The 15,100-nt window shown below is 41.3% G+C and carries 9 protein-coding genes and 1 pseudogene; 4 read left to right on the top strand and 6 right to left on the bottom strand.

Annotated features, from left to right (window positions below; translation table 11 throughout):
- Positions 1 to 4: 4 nt before the first annotated feature.
- Positions 5 to 685, top strand: a pseudogene (gene nth, locus DRZ93_RS03230) (endonuclease III); the annotation flags it as partial.
- A gap of 230 nt (positions 686 to 915) precedes the next feature.
- Here nth and DRZ93_RS03225 read toward each other — a convergent pair.
- The 4 genes from DRZ93_RS03225 to DRZ93_RS03210 all read right to left on the bottom strand — a co-directional run bounded on the left by DRZ93_RS03225 (position 916) and on the right by DRZ93_RS03210 (position 6,714).
- The gene (locus DRZ93_RS03225) at positions 916 to 1,380 is read right to left on the bottom strand and encodes a hypothetical protein (protein WP_113744700.1); all 465 of its coding nucleotides are present in this window, start codon (positions 1,378 to 1,380) and stop codon (positions 916 to 918) included.
- A 41-nt stretch (positions 1,381 to 1,421) separates the two neighbouring features.
- Entirely contained in the window at positions 1,422 to 4,811 is a 3,390-nt protein-coding gene (locus DRZ93_RS03220) for an ABC-2 transporter permease (protein ID WP_113745813.1), read from the bottom strand.
- A 177-nt stretch (positions 4,812 to 4,988) separates the two neighbouring features.
- On the bottom strand, positions 4,989 to 5,681 hold the full coding sequence (locus DRZ93_RS03215; RefSeq protein ID WP_113744698.1) for a methionine ABC transporter permease: 693 nt from the start codon (positions 5,679 to 5,681) through the stop codon (positions 4,989 to 4,991).
- On the bottom strand, positions 5,650 to 6,714 hold the full coding sequence (locus DRZ93_RS03210; RefSeq protein ID WP_113744697.1) for a methionine ABC transporter ATP-binding protein: 1,065 nt from the start codon (positions 6,712 to 6,714) through the stop codon (positions 5,650 to 5,652). Before DRZ93_RS03210 ends, DRZ93_RS03215 begins: the two co-directional genes overlap by 32 nt.
- Before the next feature lie 336 nt (positions 6,715 to 7,050).
- On the opposite strand from DRZ93_RS03210, the gene DRZ93_RS03205 reads away from it, so the two are divergent.
- Together DRZ93_RS03205 and uvrC are read left to right on the top strand one after the other, a co-directional pair.
- Entirely contained in the window at positions 7,051 to 7,833 is a 783-nt protein-coding gene (locus tag DRZ93_RS03205; RefSeq protein WP_113745812.1) for a MetQ/NlpA family ABC transporter substrate-binding protein, read from the top strand.
- Positions 7,834 to 7,920: 87 nt separating this feature from the next.
- Entirely contained in the window at positions 7,921 to 9,939 is a 2,019-nt protein-coding gene (uvrC, locus tag DRZ93_RS03200) for an excinuclease ABC subunit UvrC (protein WP_113745811.1), read from the top strand.
- Between the two features lie 202 nt (positions 9,940 to 10,141).
- On the opposite strand, the gene DRZ93_RS03195 is transcribed toward uvrC, so the two are convergent.
- Both DRZ93_RS03195 and DRZ93_RS03190 read right to left on the bottom strand, forming a co-directional pair.
- Positions 10,142 to 10,822: a flagellin gene (locus tag DRZ93_RS03195; RefSeq protein ID WP_113745810.1), complete on the bottom strand. Its 681-nt coding sequence runs from the start codon at positions 10,820 to 10,822 to the stop codon at positions 10,142 to 10,144.
- Between the two features lie 528 nt (positions 10,823 to 11,350).
- A complete protein-coding gene (locus tag DRZ93_RS03190) occupies positions 11,351 to 13,786 on the bottom strand; it encodes a transposase (protein WP_113745809.1) in 2,436 nt (811 codons plus the stop codon).
- Between the two features lie 256 nt (positions 13,787 to 14,042).
- Between DRZ93_RS03190 and DRZ93_RS03185 the strand changes: the two genes are divergently transcribed.
- The gene (locus DRZ93_RS03185) at positions 14,043 to 14,942 is read left to right on the top strand and encodes a flagellin N-terminal helical domain-containing protein (RefSeq protein ID WP_113745808.1); all 900 of its coding nucleotides are present in this window, start codon (positions 14,043 to 14,045) and stop codon (positions 14,940 to 14,942) included.
- Positions 14,943 to 15,100 lie beyond the last annotated feature (158 nt).

Here is a 15,100-nt window from a genome sequence, read left to right as displayed (position 1 = left end):
TGCAATGACACTTCCATGCGAAAAAAAGTCAGTTGCTAAAGAGGCAACCAAAAAAGAAATACGTCTTGAGCTTATAAAAATTCTGCAAGCAAAAAATCCTCACCCTAAGTCTGAACTCAATTATTCAAATGCCTTTGAGCTTCTGTGCGCAGTTATGCTCTCAGCTCAGGCAACTGATGTTTCAGTCAATAAAGTCACCGACAGGCTGTTTGCAAAAGCCAATACTCCAAAGGCTTTGATGGAGCTTGGTGAGGAGGGTATTGCATCATATATTAAATCTATAGGCCTCTGGCGTGCCAAAGCAAAAAATCTGGCTAAATTATCGCAGATTTTACATGAAAAATATAATGATATCGTACCTGATAACGAAAAAGAGCTGGTTTTACTGCCAGGTGTAGGTTCAAAAACGGCAAAAGTGGTTTTAAATGTAGCTTTTGGCCATAATACCATAGCTGTTGATACCCATATTTTCAGAGTATGCAACCGCACCGGCTACTGCACAGGCAAAACCCCGCTTGAGATTCAGGACAAGCTGCCAAAGCTTGTGCCAGATGAGTTTAAAAAAGATGCTCATCATTATTTTCTGCTCCATGGCCGCTATACCTGCAAGGCCACCTCACCGCAGTGCTCGGCGTGCGAAATAGCCCATCTGTGCAGCTCCTATAAAAACGGCGTGTTCAAGGAGTGTAAAGCCATGCGCGATCTAGGCCGCGGCGTTAAAAGCAAAACAGCTAAAACACAAAATAAGAAAAAATCTTAAATGTGATTTTTTTCAAAAGAGAAAAATTATTAAAGCTCTGATTTTTGAATGGATTTATAAAAAAATAAACTCTGCTCTTGAGTAAAAGGGCAGAGTTTTTTACTTTTGCGCAAAGGCTCATATCCAGCCTTTAAAGTGAGAGTGTATTTACTGTGTCATAGTATTTTATCTAAAAGACTTTGCAGCCTCTTATATGAGGCATAAGGACAGTCAAAGCTAAAAAGTTTTGAGCCGTCTGCTGTTACAAAGATAAAATCACAGGAGAGAGAGCCTGTAAGATAGTCATCTAAATAGCGCCTTTTTTCAAGGTAGTAGTCTGCAATCTGCTCTTTTTTATAATATCTGTTGCAAAAGACATCATGCATTATAAAAACATTGTGTCTAAGATCTATATGCAGTCCTAAGGCCCGTCTTTTAAAGGAGATGGCAAGATACAAAGCAAAAAGGGCAGGGCATAGAGTGACTATCAGGGATAAAAGAGCTGTATTTATATCAAAAAGATAATAGACAGCAACAAAGGCTGCGACACTTATCATGCTAAAGCCCATACACTCAAGTATGGTATAGACTTTAATATCAGTGCCGTAGGCAAAGGTATATACAGTTTTGCTAATGCTCATGTGTATAGATAAAAAAGGCCTTGTACAAGGCCTTAGAGTATTTATGAGACAATGCCTATTTCAAATAGATAAGGAAATAATGTTTCAAGATGATAGGAGGCTACAAAGGCTGCAAAGTGCTCATTGAAAAAGTCATTGTGCACACCAAGTATAATGCAGTCTATAAGCACAGCTAAAAAGGTTAAAAAGGTTGTGGCATAGACATTGACTCTTGATGCTGTAAAGCCCACCTTGTGATAGATAAGATCAAGTAATGTTCTTACAAATAAAGCAGTACCTAAAATAGAGGTGGCTACAACTATATTGAGCATGGCATATAAAGGCAGCACAATAAGCATAAGACAAAAGGCAAAGCCTGTCTTTGACATCTGACCAAAGGAGTCTACAGGATCCTGACCTAGCGTAAAGGCTATGGTTGAGGCAAAGGTTGCAGATACAGTCATGGAGAGGGTATAGAGCACTATAACCTCAAATGGAGTAGCTACAATATACAGGGTTTTAAAGCCATAGATAAATAAAAGAGCACCTACCAGTACAATACTTGCTGAGGTAATGGCATCCGTGCGCTTTTTGATCATTATAGAGACTATTTTGACAATGCCATGATAGGGCGAGTTGGCATTTAAAATAAGCGTCAGGATAAAGATACTTGCAGCTGCAAATGAATGCGAGCCTGTAAAGATTAAAACTGCTGTGGCAAAGAGCACACAGATAAAGGATAAGGCAATAAGCGGCAGCGACATGGAGGCAGGAGAGGCAGCACCAAGACGCAGAGCCATCTGCGGAAAGAGTATACGCAGCAGTGAATTTGAAAAGAATGAGGCAATAATCTGCCTTACAAAAAGCTTACATTTTAAATGCACAGGCAGTGGCGCAGTTGAGTCATTGTGACTTGCAATGTTGACCTCATTTAAATAGCTTTTCTTAATGACCTTGTCATAATGACCAAAGGTAGCACTTTGCGTCTCAGGCACTAAATTGCGCGCAAGTTTGCTGTCATCACCACTCATGCTGATGATATTCTCATCACCTTTAAGATCCTGCTCTTTAAGCTCAACAATTTTATCTAAAACAGCAGAGCGTTCATCATGAATAATAATGGTCTGCTCTTTAACCTTATTCTCAGCAGGGGCGCTGTGTGCTTCCTTGTGATCAGCAGCCTGACTCTTATCAGAGCTCCTGTCAAGGTTTGTATCCTGTATCCTAGAGTGTGCCTTTATATCAGCTTTTGCATCAGATGCGCTCTTGTCTGCACTGACTGTCCTGTCAGGATCTGCTTTAAGATTAAATATGCCGATCTTTTTATCCTGCACAGCACTAACAGCAGGGGCCGTGCCTGTATTCTCATAGCCAGATGGCACAGCAATGACATCTTCTTTTTTATAGGATTCAATGGCAGCCGAGCTTTTTAAAAAGATAGGCTCAGCCTTAAGGCTTTTTCTGCCGCCTTTTTTCCTTGTACCATCTCTTGTGTTCTCATCTTTTTGCAAAGAGATCTTATCCTTGCCAAGTGGAAGAGCGCTACTCTCATCAAGACCCTCATTGCCCTTAAGGCTCTTATCAGCAGCAAAGGCTTCTTTAATGTCAGAGGCCAGAGTTTGCAGATTAGAATCATCATGCACAGAGCCTCTGTCATGAATTTTCATATTCTCACGCAGCGAGTTTTTAAAGTCCACATCAAGACTGTGTATGGCAGAGCCGCTGTAGGCAAAGCTCTTATCCTGAACCTGTGTCTTATCTAAATTCTCATCTGTCATAACACTGCTGCTGTGAGCAGAGCTTACGCTGCTGCCATCAAAGCTCTCAAAGCTAAAACTTTTAAGCTCTGTATCGTTATGATCAAAGGCCTTTAGCAGATGCTCATTTGACAGTGTGTCTATATCAAGACTTATATCATCTGTTGAGGATAAAGCTCTGTTAGTGTTTAGTTGTGCAGTATAGGCTCTGCTTTGATTGTCATCAGTATTAAAAGTGACAGTATTGGCATCTGCCCTGTCTTCTTTTAAGGATACATCTGTTTCATACCTGTCATGAGCAAAAGCATCATCAGGCAGGAAGGTGTCAGAGCTTGTGCCAGCTGCTCCTTGAGAATAGGCATAGTCCTGAGGCTCATTAAAGACAGCCTCCTTGGCACTCTTAAAACTCTCATTTTGATGTGTAGCGTGTACAGGCTCTGATTTGTTGTCAGATTGCAGCACTCTTATAGTCTCTGCCTTTAAAATACTGTCTATAAAGGATACGCCATCACCTTTGTCTGTGGCTAAATGAAAGTCTTTAAAATCAAAGTCAGAGGCTTTATCCAGATTCTCTGGACTAAAACTGTTCAAAGGGTTGCGTATGAGCGATTTTGGCTTATCCTGACGGTTTTTAAGCTCATAGGTGTTATCACCCATAAGCTCAAAGCTTTCAAGATCGGCAACTTTTGGCTCTTTTTTCTTGAAGGTATAATCAGGGCCCTGCTCATGATCAATATCCTGAGTCTTGATATTGTAGATAAAGGTGCCCTTTTCATTTTTGACAATAAAATCCTCATCGCTTATGGCATCGACATCAAGCTCGCTAAACAATGGTACATTCAATAAAGCTGAGTTTAAATCCTCATTGCTGCTGTCAGTTTTTAGCATCTCAGGACTGCTGTAGGTATTTTGGCCATAACCTTGTGTATCTGCTAGGGTTAAGCCTGCTGCTGTGCCTGCTGTATCTAGATCCTTTTGTGCCTCCTGTTTAAGCTCAAGCTCTTTTTGCTCCTTGTGCTGGTTCATAGCAGAGCTTAGGGACATGGCATCTAATGAGGCTGCAGCTGTATCATCAAAAGCACTGTCATCCTCACCTTGTGCCTCAAAACTGCCTTCATAGCCATTAAAGCTGCTGTGATCCTGAGCATAGGATGCATCTGTAATCCTGACATCATCTTTGTTATCAGTAATGATACTGTCATCAAAATCTAAGGCAGTAGCTGCATCTATAGCTGTATCTTCAGATTGCAGCTCTTTCTCTTTCATGGCCATGGAGTTTTCAAGCTCATGACTAAAGAGATCTTTACTCTCCAGGCTGTTCTCATTCTCATTGTGACTGTCTGTATTAAATAAAGAATAGGCAGCCAGGGCCTTTTTACCCTTAAGACTTTGATTTGTGCCTGTAGATGTATCAGATTTTTCTTCAGAGCCATTTGATAGTGTGTCAACGGCCTTTTTTTCAACAGCATCGCGCTCAAGACTTTCAAGGGCGCTGGATACTGTCTGCATATTTAAAGAATATGATGCTTTGCTAGCATGACTGTCAGATGGCATAGTGCTGCTCTCATGCAAATCAGAGTTTAGAGTTGAATCACTTAAAGATACATTTTTAAAGCTACTTTTATTAAAGTTCCTGGCACTGTCTTTTCTTGTGGCACCAGATTTTTGCTTAAATTTAGACATTTCAAATTTCATGCAGCACATCCTAAAGTCATATGACTTAAGCTATCTTATATAGATAATACTCTAAAACAAATGTTAATTTAACAAAAAGCTGTGTAAATACAAAAATTTGCAGGAAAAGAGCGCCTTTAAAGACGTAAAGGGTGTGAATTCATGTAAAAACAGAGCCGTACGGCTCTGTTTTAAATACTAGCGATGATCGCAGCGTCGGGTCAGATAATCACCTAAAACCTGTACCAGCTGCACCATTAAAATAAGAATAATGACAGTTGAGGCCATAATATCGCCTCTAAAACGCATATAGCCATAGCGTATGGCAATATCACCAAGACCGCCTCCGCCAATGGCTCCGGCCATAGCCGAGCAGCCAATAACCACAATAACAGTAATGGTTATATTCTGAATAATCTCGGGCATGGCCTCTGGCAGCAGAATTTTTCTTACAATCTGCCATGGAGTGGCACCCATGGATGTGGCTGCCTCTATAAGACCAAAAGATACAGTGCGCAAAGAGGTTTCCACAAGACGGCCTATAAAGGGAATAGTGCCTATGGTCAAAGGCACAATGGCAGCTGTGGTGCCGATTCTGGTGCCAACGAGGATCTTGGTTAATGGCACAACTGCCACAAGTAGAATAATAAAAGGCACAGAGCGCAGGGCATTGACCAGAGCGCCCAAGATACGATAGAAGTTTGGCATCTCCCAGAAATAGCCTTTTGAGGTGACAAGCAGCAGTACACCTAAAGGAATACCTATTAAAGCTGAGATAAAGGATGAAACAGAGACCATGTATAAAGTCTGCAGTGTACCGTCAAGCAGCAGATTAAAGAGTTTTATAAACTCCTGATTATCAATATTTAGCCAGTTGAATACGGTTGTCATAACCTAAAACCTCCACTTTCTTGACGCGCTTTTCAAATTCACTTATGGCTGTATGTATGGTTTCTCTGTCGCCCTCAAGCTCAACTACTATAAGACCAAAAGGCTCTTCCTGAATATGATCTATATTGCCGGCTAAAATACTTATCTGACAGTTGGTAAGTCTGGCCACATCCACAATCACAGGGGCATCGGCTTTAGGTCCTAAAAATAAAAGCTCAACTACAGCTTTGGAGCCTTGAGTGTAGTTCTCCTGTATCTGAGTGTGCTTTAGAATCTCAGGCAGGCCGCGACGTACGGCCGAGCCCACAAGACGGCGTGTCAGCTCCATCTTAGGATCGGTAAAGATATCAATGGTGGAGCCAAGCTCGGTAATAACGCCGCCGTCAATAACAGCAACCTTATCGCAGCACTCCTTGATAACTTCCATCTGATGGGTAATGATGACAATAGTCAGATCAAGATTTTTTCTTAAATCCTTTAACAGCTCTAAAATCTCGGATGTGGTCTTTGGATCGAGAGCTGAGGTGGCCTCATCGCACAAAAGGATCTTAGGCTTCATAGCAAGAGCTCTGGCAATACCAACACGCTGTTTCTGTCCGCCGGATAACTGTGCAGGATACATCTTGGCCTTATCCTTAAGGCCTACCATATCTAAAAGGGAGGAGACCTCCTTTTGAATCTGCTCTTTATCAAGACGTCCCTCTATCTCAAAGGGGAAAGCTACATTTTTCTCAACTGTTGCAGATGAGAGCAGATTGAAGCTCTGAAAGATCATGCCTATATTGCGACGGCTTTCTCTTAATTTATTTTCATTAAGCTCAAGCAGATTGACATTATCAACAATAACCTCGCCTGAGGTTGGTCTTTCAAGCAGATTGATAAGGCGTATCAGAGTGGATTTGCCGGCACCTGACAGACCTATGACGCCAAAGATTTCGCCTTTTTTAATGTGCAGCGAAATATTTTTAAGGGCTCTGACCTCAGATGCGGTGCCCTCATTATAGATTTTTTGAATATTTGAAAGCTTTATCACTTATATAATCCAGTACTTTAGTGACATGTCTGAACTGACAAATGTAAAAATGTGTGCACAAAATGCAGTTCTATTGCAAATAATTGATCTGTACATTTTAACATATTGCTTATCTTTACACTATTGAGCCCCTGCGAAAAAAGATGTCTTTTTTGCACCAAAACAAGGCTTTAAAATTTATTCATTGTAATAACAGCTAAATTTGAATAAAAATAGAGCAAGCATAGGAAATGACCTAAAGCCCTCAATTAGAAATTTTCTTCATGCGTCACAATAACATAATGCAAAGACGGATGGGACATAACGTCCTATTGTTTGGCTTTTAGGAGAATAAAAATGAAAACTATTATTGCCACAGCTTTAAGCTCAGTTGTTCTTGCTGCATCATTTGCAGCCAATGCAGGTACATTATCTGTAGGTGCAACTCCTGTACCGCATGCTGAAATCCTGGAATTTGTAGCTCCTGTAGTAAAAGAGCAGGGTGTAGATTTAAAGGTAGTTGAGTTTAACGACTACGTTCAGCCAAACCTTGCCACAGATGACGGTGAGCTCAATGCCAATTACTTCCAGCACCGCCCATATCTTGAGTCATTCAGTCAGGATCATGGTGTTGAGTTAGTTGAAGTAGCCTCTGTACATATCGAGCCTATGGCTGTGTATTCAAATACTGTAAAAGATCTCAAGGACCTAAAGGAGGGCGCTTCAATTGCCATTCCTAACGATCCAACCAATGGCGGCCGTGCTCTGTTGCTGCTTGCCAAGGCAGGTTTAATTACACTTAGCGATCCTACCTCAATTACTGCAACTGTAATGGATATTAAAGACAATCCAAAGAATATTGAGGTCAAAGAGATTGAGGCCGCTCAGCTGCCACGCTCTTTAGATGATGTAGACTGTGCTGTGATTAACACCAACTACGCCATTCAGGCCAATTTAAATCCACTCAAGGATGCTATTTTAATTGAGGATTCAGACTCTCCATATGTAAATATTCTTGTAGCCAACAAGGACAGTGCTCAAAGTGAGGACATGAAGATCCTGATCAAGGCTCTGCAGTCACCTGAGACCAAGAAATTTATTGAGGAAAAATACAAAGGCGCTATTCTCCCTGCCTTTTAATTAAGAGACTTTTTTGATAATTTAGGGGCGTGCACTGCATGCCCTTATTTTTTTGTGTTTTTATCTCTTATAACAAAGGCTTGATACATGGCAAAGGCTGACAAGGATCTTGATTTTGTAAGTATAGATGACAGTTATCTTGATGATTTTAATGATTTTACCAAAAGCTCTGTTACTACACAGCCACAGGATAATACTGCAAAGGACAATAAGAGAGCAGGTGCAGTCTCTGACAGTAAAGATACAGATGCTACGATAAAAGATCATGTCTTTGATGCCAGGGCTTTTTTAAAGACTGTGCCCAATCAGCCTGGCTGTTATCGTATGTATGATAGCAAGGGACAGGTTATATATGTCGGTAAAGCGCGCGATCTTAAAAAGCGTCTGTCTTCATACTTTTTAAAAAATGTAAGCTCCTCTAAAACCCGTGCTCTTGTTATGCATATTGCCTCTGTTGAGTTTTCTGTGACCTTTTCAGAAACCGAGGCCTTGATCTTAGAGAACAATCTTATAAAACAGTATCAGCCACGTTATAACATTCTGCTGCGTGATGACAAATCCTATCCTTATATCTTTTTGAGCACACACAGTAAACATCCGGGGCTGTTTTTTCACCGTGGCGCCAGGAAAAAACAGGGTGAGTATTTTGGTCCATATCCTGACAGCTCGGCAGTTAAAGACTCACTGCGTCTTATGCAGAAGATTTTTCCTATAAGACAGTGTACAGATACAGTCTATGCCCACAGATCGCGTCCCTGCCTTATGGCACAGATAGGCAAATGTCTAGCTCCATGTGTGCCTATGAGTCAGGAGCAAGAGGACAATTACCAAGAGCAGGTAAACTTAGTGCGTCTGTTTTTAAAAGGGCAGAATCAAAAGCTTTTAAATGATATGACAGCCCTTATGCAAAAGTATTCAGCCTCTTTGCGCTTTGAGCAGGCTGCTGTGGTGCGCGATCAGCTTTTAGCGCTGCGCACTGTGCAGGAGTCACAGTCAGTAAGCTCTGACTCCATGGCCGATCTTGATGTTATTGCCCATGATATAGCAGGGGCCATAGCTTGCGTGCATGTGCTTTTTATCCGCAAGGGCCGTATTTTAGGTACGCGATCCTACTATCCAAAACTGCCAGATAATTTAAATAAGGATGAGCTTTTAACCTCATTTTTAACGCAGTTTTATCTATCAGACAACAGAGGCTCCATGATGCCATCTGAAATTGTCACTGCATCTGAGCCTGTAGATTATGAAACCATACAAAAGGCTATAAAGGATGTAAGAGGGGTAGGGGTAAAATTTTCTTTTAATGTAAGAGAGGATAGACTTAAGTATTTAAAACTTGCCATAGCCAATGTGCAGGCCTCGCTTAAGAGCAAGATTGCCTCAAGCTCAACTGCCAAAAACCGCATAGAGGCTCTAGAGGCCTTATTGTCTGTAAGCAATATAGAGCGCATGGAGTGTTTTGATATATCGCATACACAAGGTGAGAATACTGTAGGTTCATGTGTGGTTTTTAACCGTGAGGGTCCTGACACCTCACGCTACAGACGCTTTAATATTGAAGGTATTACAGGCGGTGATGACTTTGCCGCCATGCATCAGGTTTTAAGCCGTCGCTTTAAAGATCCTAAAAACTCAGAAAATCCTGATCTTATTTTTATTGACGGTGGCCGCGGACAGTTAAGTCAGGCCGAAGAGGTAATAGGCAATGCCTTCAGGCAGGCCAATATGCCTGTACCTTTGATTGTAGCAGTGGCAAAGGGCGAGGGGCGCAAGGAAGGTCTTGAGACCTTAATTACAGGCTTTAGCCGCCAGAGCTATTCTTTAGGGCTTGACAATCCAGCGCTGCAGCTTGTCATTCATATACGAGATGAATCACACCGCTTTGCCATTACAGGCCACAGAGCCAAAAGAGCCAAGGCCCGAGTCACCTCCGATCTTGAAAATATTGAAGGAGTGGGAGCAAAAAGGCGTAAAGCTTTACTTGAGCATCTTGGTGGCAGGAGAGAGATTATGGCTGCAGGTGTTGATGAGCTGGCCAAGGTGCCAGGTATTTCTTTGGCTCTGGCGCAGAAAATCTATGACAGTCTGCATGATATTGACAGCTAGAGATAGGAATACAGATAAAATCTTTAAATGCCTTTAGCCAGACTTAATTATTCTTTATAAATGATGAGTGCCGGCACGAGATCTGATATGGATCTTACATCTATATTAAACAGGGCTTGAATTTTAGACATGAGGAAAAATGGCCAGAGAAAATCTCTGGCCAGTGAGCACATATTGCTCAGGAGAGAAGTCTTATAATTTTTTATCTGCCACCTAAAAGAGACAGGGCAATCTGTGGTCTCTGATTAGCCTGGGATAAAATTGACTGTGAAGCCTGCTGCAATATCTGATTGGCAGTAAGTGCAGCTGTTTCCTCGGCAAAGTCTGTATCGCGGATACGGGCTCTGGCGTCAGATACGTTCATGGAAACATTTGACTGATTGCGGATTGATGATTCCATACGGTTCTGCATAGCTCCTAGGTGAGAGCGCTGCTTATCTACAGCGGCAATAAGCTTATCAATACCGGCAATAGAATCTGCGGCTATGGTCTGTGAACTTACAGAGAATCTAGAGGAGCCAGCAGCGGTCATGATCATACCGTCAGCATTCACATTTGCGCCAAGTTGTGCGACACCGGCATTTGAGGCAATTCCACTTAAGGCAAATCCTAAACTGTAGAACTTCATATTTAAAGTATCGCCGTTATAAGCTCCAACCTGAATTTTTACGACTCCTGTAGAAGGAATAAATCCACCCTGTTTTCCAGCGGCTAAAATCTGCTCACCACCAAACTTGGTCTGACAGGCAATACGGGTAATTTCCTGAGATAGCTGAGTTACTTCCTGTTGCAGAGCATCACGATCCTTTGCATTGTTAGTACCGTTTGATGCCTGAACAGCTAAAGTACGAATACGCTGTAGCATTGTAGTCATCTCATCCATGGCGCCTTCAGCTGTCTGTGCAAGAGCTATTGCATCTATATCGGACTGGATCTTAAATCAAGCACTTTTTTTAATTTTTTCACAGATCAAAATGCCTACTCTTTTAAATAGAATTCCTGATTTTATCGCGTTTATATCCAGTTAAGCCCAAAATTTTGGGCGTAAAAAAATTCAGAGGGCAAAAATCTGTCCTCAGCTTAAATTGGGTCACATAAAAAACAAAAAAATAGCTTTTTACGGCATAAAATTTCTCCCGCAGAACGGGGACTTTAGAGTCAGACAGGCCTTTTTTCAGGCTTTAATAGCTCGCAGCTAACATCTATATTATGAATTTCAGATAAAAAATCTAAATGCTAATGGCATTTATAGTTATCATTCAAAGTGGGTTGCAGTCATGTTTCTCTACATTATTGAAATGGCTCGAAGCCCAGAATTACATTAAGAGTCAACACGACTGCCTGACTCTATAGTTCGTTCAAATTATTGGTTAATAGGATTTAAATCTAAGTCTCTTTGCATATAAAGCTCCTATAAGCTCTGCAGAGTAATTTCAGTTGCGGCCTGATATTGTTCAGCCTTCTTGATGCTGTTTAAAGTGCTTTTGGCTTTCTTGCCAAATGTATTAACCTTTCTTTGTACAATTTTCAAAATCTCCTGTGCTCCTGCGTGTTTTACAGTATTGGCAAAAGCATAGGAGTGAGCGGAAATGTCATTTATAAGCAAATCTAAAAATGCAAAATAGTTGTTGCCAAACCAGCCCATAAGCGAGCCTCTGCCAGGGCAGATGCTGTCAATAGTGGCATAAAAGCAGTTGTAGTCATTAAACAGGGCATGACTGATACGCTCTTTTATAAGATGTCTTTCATATCTGCTGTCCACTTTTGGCAGCTTGTAGTTGTTCTGATAGGTAGGCATGATGGCAGTGTCATTTTCAAAATCAGAAACCATTAAAGGCTCATCCTGACAGGAATTGTGAGCCTCTTTGACTCTGGTTATTGTGTACAGCCCGCAAAGCATGGCAGTCATGCCTTGCTTGGATACTCTTCTTGATTTACGTATTGAGGCAATAATATCGGATCTATCATCTACCTTAACCTTGGAGAACTGCCTGAGCTTACTTTTATTTCTGCCATCGGCATCTTTTTTAAGTGGCATATATTGCTTGTTCTGTTTCATCATGGCAATGTAGACGGCCACAGCATGACATATGTTTTTCCATAAGCTGCAGTCATCTGATATTCCAAAGTCATGGCGCATAGATTCAGCCAGCTGTCCTAAAAACATACTCTTTTTAAAGGACTTTCGTCCTTTTCTGCTTTGCCTGCGACCTTTACAATGCTTATGTCCTGTAGAGCTCTGTACAGGAACTATACCCAGGTATGACTGAGCATCCTTGGCTGAGGCAAAACGCCATACATCACCTAGTGAGATAACAAGCTCAAAAGCCTGATATCTGCCTATGGCAGGAATCTGACAAGCTGCTGTCATGGCAATATTGGAGGGCACCACTAAATCTTTTATGGCACATTTTTGGGTTTCAATCTGCATCTGCAGCATTACAGCCTCCTGTATACTGCCAATAAGTGATGAGGCCATGGTGTAAAACATAATGGCATCCATCTCCTCATAGCTATAGCCAGGGGCTGGAGTCAGATGTGTAAGCACTCCGTCTGTTACAATATCTTTACAGTAATCTAAATTTAAACCCTCAAATCCTTTATATGTAACCTTGCCGGCTTTTATTTCATCAGCACTGGATCCATTATCTATAAATCTTACCTGCAAATCTGGTGTTACATCTTCATCATTGCAGATGCTGCGCATCTGCAATGCTCTGTTGATTTGCTCATCATCTAAAAGACGCAGTCCCCTGACAGCAGCTATAAGCTCTTCATTATGTTTAGGGTCACTATCAGATAAAACCCTTTGTACACAGTATCTTAGCTTTGGCATAAGTGAGAGCAGTAACAGTGTGGCGGCACGGCACACCTCATCGCCATTGGCATTTTTATCTATGGCAGTGCCGGTAAGCTCGAGCACTGCATTTTTAATTTCAGTTATGACACTCTGATATCTCTGATTTTTGGCCTTGAGTATAGATGATATGATTTTACCAGTGGCACAGTATTCATCAGATATAAGAGATTTAGGTATCAGGTTTGAGGGAGTGGAGCCTGCTATAAATAAAATGGTGGCATCACTTTTATCAGTCTTGGAGTCACGGCTTTTTAAATAATTGATATGTGTGTTCTTGAGGGCAACATAGGTATAGTGCCTGCCATGGTGGGCTTTTTGGTTAAGCCTTTCCACCATATCATTGAGCTTGGATATCATAGAGCAGGACTCTGAGACTATAAACATGCTCTGATGACTTAAGTCTAAATAGGCTAAAAGCACATTGGTCTTTACAGGGACACTGACAGGATAGTGCAGTGTGTCATGATAAAAACAGATTTCCTGTAATTCTGAGGCCAAATCTATACCTACAATCAGTTCACCCTTATCGGTAAAGCCACCTAACTGCTGTTTTATCTTGTTGCGGTTGGATCGCGATGTAAGATTAAAGATGATAGCAGCGGCAGCTGGCAGCTCTATCACCACATACTTCTTACATTTACTGACAATTTTATTAATCATGTATGGCTCAAAGACATTCACGTACTTTTTAAGCTCACTTTTTTCTATGATGACAGGTATGTTTTCAAATTCTTTGCAGCCTGCTGCAACTAAATGAGCCTTGCTTCTGGACTTGGCTCTCTCCACTCTTTCAAAAAGTGCTCTGTAGCTTATATTCAGATGCTCCTGAGCCTCCTGCCTGCTGTTAAAACTCATAGGCAGTGAGTCACTTGTTTCAAATAAATCCTGAATAATGCGATCACATTGCAGCTTGGTAGCCACCTTAAAATCAAAATTTATCCAGGCTTGAGCAAATGGGTTATTTCTTAAATCGTAGATCTGTGACATAATTAAATCCTCGTTTTAAAGAAAATTTAGAGGTAAGAGCTCTGTAGTGACATACAGGGCTCTTTTGTTGCCTCTAAAGATTTTCAAAACACATAACTTGTAAAAATAAAAACACATCAAATAAAAACGTGACGTTTCTGGCATACTATAATAAAAGCCAATAAATCGTAAAAATTTTTAGAAAAATCCTAAAGTTACCCCCCCCCGGTCGATAATTAAGCTATAGAAAGAAACAGATTCAATTTAGGAGGTCGCCATGGCGCTATTCGTCAATACCAACGTTTCATCAATCAATGGCCAGAGAAACCTGACCAATGCTACCAACAATCTCAATACCACCTATCAGAGATTATCATCTGGTCTGCGTATTAACTCTGCTAAAGATGATGCTGCAGGTCTGCAGATTTCTGACCGTCTGACTGCTCAGATTAACGGTTTAAATCAGGGAAATAGAAATACGAACGACGGCATAGCCCTTGCTCAGACTATGGAAGGAGCTATGGATGAGATGACAACCATGTTACAGCGTATCCGTACCTTAGCAGTACAGTCATCAAACGGTACGAATAACACCAAGGACCGTGAGGCAATTCAGCAGGAAGTGACACAGCTGTCATCTGAGATAACACGAATTGCTAAGCAAACAAAATTTGGTGGAAACACTATATTAAATGGCAGTGGGGCTGGTAGTATAGTTGCCAGTGGTGGTGTTATCACAATTCAGGTTGGTGCCTATAAAGGCGATACCTTACAGATGACAGGTTTTAGTGAAGGATTTGCTTTAAGTCTTTTTGCTTCAGCTGCAGTCGGGGCTGCTTTAACTGAAGACGATCATGGTTTTGTGGCAGGTAAATTATTTGTAGTAACATCTCAATCCAAGGCAGCAGCTGCAATTACTACAATTGATTCAGTTATTGCTGGAATTGACAAACATCGTGCCCATTTGGGTGCTATGCAGAACCGTATGGAATCATCAATTCGCAATCAGTCAAATGTTTCCATGAACGTATCTGATGCCCGTGCCCGTATCCGTGATACAGACTTTGCCGAAGAGTCAGCCAAACTGTCACAGCAGACCATCATTCAGCAGGCTGCATCATCCATGCTGACACAGGCCAACTCAAGACCACAGCTGGCTTTATCACTGCTTGGCTAATATATTCAAAATTTGAGTTCTGTATTAAGGAGGCATCGACCTCCTTAAACATCCAAACAAAAAGAAGGCCACAGCCTTCTTTTTCTATGCATTTTACAATGCATCCATCTTGATTGAATCATGTTCCTATTCAAAGGGCAGTTTTAAGCTAGACGCGA

The sequence above is a fragment of the Anaerobiospirillum thomasii genome (assembly GCF_900445255.1).
GTDB classification, from domain to species: Bacteria; Pseudomonadota; Gammaproteobacteria; order Enterobacterales; family Succinivibrionaceae; genus Anaerobiospirillum_A; species Anaerobiospirillum_A thomasii.
This window is presented reverse-complemented; position numbering and strand designations above follow the sequence as displayed.